The following is a 1,919-nucleotide window of genomic DNA, read 5'->3' as shown; positions in this document are numbered from 1 at the left end:
CCGAACATATGAATGCACCGTCCGATGGTGAACTACGAGGAAAATACCTTGCTAACCGGGCCGTTCCACATATGAATCACACACCGGCGACAAAATGAACCCCGTTTATGGGGACACTGCCTAGTCTGCACCTTCAACGGCTTAGTTTCTGGACAAGCAGCCTCGAGGGTTCAGATCCCAACGGAGCTCAAATAAGAAGCCATCACGGCTTTGAAAGAAATTGCGGTTCCCTCAGAATGTGCTCAACGCCGTTCCTTACATGGCTCGTAATGATCTGCCTTGCGCCATCCGCGTCTCTCGCAAGTGCCCGCTCAAATAGTAGCTTGTGATCGTCGACCACCGCATTGCCTCGAAAACTGCCAGCGAGCATGTGATATCGAAGAAAGCGATCGAAGACCGAGGACAGGTGTTGCAGCAGCGTTGTCGACTTGCTTGCGGCGACGATCGCCCGGTGAAACTCCCAGTCACATCTGACCCAGTCGATTGTGCGGGCAATATCTCCAGCGAGAAGCCTGCGCTCTACGGCAGCCAATCGATGATGCGCAGCCACGATCGAGCCTTCCCACTCAAGATCGCCGGTTGCGAATGAAAGGCCGATGGCATGGCATTCCAAAACGATGCGAAGGTCAGCCAGTTCCGCCAGTTCCTGCCTGGATACGGGACTGACCTCGAATCCACGCTGACCTTCTGCAAGCACGAGATTCTCTGCGGATAATCTGCAAAGGATTTCCCTCAGTGACGAAATGCTGATCGAATAGCGCTCGCGCGCCTTTTCAAGCTTGATCTTGGAGCCGGGTGGCAGGGTTCCAAGTATGATGTCCTGTCGCAACCGGCGAAAGACCGCATCGCTGACGCTTTCGCTAAGGTCGTTTACCCGTTCGAACTCACCTGATCGTTCTTCGCGCATGATCAATCCTGAAGCGATGACTTTCTCGCCAACGCATGTTCCACGCCGCCCTCAATGTGAAGGCCGAGGATCTTTTTCGCCGTCTTCTGGTCTCGCTCGAGGGCGGCATCCAGAAGCAGCTTGTGTTCGTCTGCAGCAATCTTGCCGCGATAGGAGAGGGCAACCATTTGGTAGCGGAGATATTTATCGAAGATGGCGGCATGTGTTTCCATCAATAGTCTCGATCCACAGGCGGAAATCAGAGCCTGGTGAAACTCCCAGTCATAGCGCTTCCAGTCTTCCGTCTGACTGGTATCGCCGCTGGCCATGATGCTTTCCATGCGGGCAAGTTTGTAATGCGCAGATACGAGCCGGGCCTCCCAGTCGACGTCCCCCCTTTGGAAGGATTGCTCCAGCGCGTGTGTCTCCAAAAGCAGGCGCAGCGCGGCGATCTCTTTCAAATCGGTTGGTGACATCGGTGCCACATGAAAGCCGCGTTGGCCCTCCGCAACGACAAGTCCTTCGGAGGCGAGGCGGTTGAGGATCTCCCTCAGCGTGCTGACGCTGGTGTCATAGGTTTCCTTGAGCTTTTCGAGCTTGAGCTTCTGACCCGGAGCGAGACGTCCGAATATGATATCGGCACGAATTCGTTTGTAGCTGTTCTCGGAAACCGTTTCGTTGACTAAATCGGAAAGCATGTGTGCATCTCGGAGATTTTCTTAATCCTCATACATATTTTGTTCACTCGTTTAAACCCACTCCATCGCGCTAAAGTGTCTGGTTCCCCATCGCTCAAACCCTCGGCAAGCCTTCTGGTCTGAGCGCCTTCTTCAATGCAGCAATACGAAAGATGGCGTTGGCTGCGCCATATCCGCGATAACCGCTGCGTTGCACGATCTCAAAAAAGAAACCCTCGCCGAACGACGTGCTGTAAAGCTGGAAATATTCGCCATAGTCGTCTTTGTCGTAGAGAATGTTGTCGCCCTTCAATCGCTCCGTGAGCGCCGGATCCAGGCCGAACCGGGCTTCGATG

2 protein-coding genes and 1 pseudogene are annotated in these 1,919 nt (G+C 54.1%); all 3 read right to left on the bottom strand.

Features of this window, described 5'->3' with window-relative positions; translation table 11 throughout:
* Positions 1 to 202: 202 nt before the first annotated feature.
* Positions 203 to 907, bottom strand: coding sequence for a GntR family transcriptional regulator (locus tag GAO09_RS00025; RefSeq protein ID WP_153352038.1), 705 nt, complete (start codon positions 905 to 907; stop codon positions 203 to 205).
* A 2-nt stretch (positions 908 to 909) separates the two neighbouring features.
* Positions 910 to 1,584: a GntR family transcriptional regulator gene (locus GAO09_RS00020; protein ID WP_153352037.1), complete on the bottom strand. Its 675-nt coding sequence runs from the start codon at positions 1,582 to 1,584 to the stop codon at positions 910 to 912.
* 94 nt (positions 1,585 to 1,678) lie between these two features.
* Positions 1,679 to 1,919, bottom strand: a pseudogene (locus GAO09_RS00015) (3-keto-5-aminohexanoate cleavage protein); the annotation flags it as partial.

Origin of the sequence: Endobacterium cereale, from assembly GCF_009617585.1 — a bacterium.
Taxonomy (GTDB): Bacteria; Pseudomonadota; Alphaproteobacteria; order Rhizobiales; family Rhizobiaceae; genus Neorhizobium; species Neorhizobium cereale.
This window is presented reverse-complemented; position numbering and strand designations above follow the sequence as displayed.

Coding starts and splice junctions, on each gene's coding strand:
- GAO09_RS00020 (WP_153352037.1), bottom strand. CDS start 1,584: ATGCTTTCCGATTTAGTCAACGAAACGGTTTCCGAGAACAGCTACAAA.
- GAO09_RS00025 (WP_153352038.1), bottom strand. CDS start 907: ATGCGCGAAGAACGATCAGGTGAGTTCGAACGGGTAAACGACCTTAGC.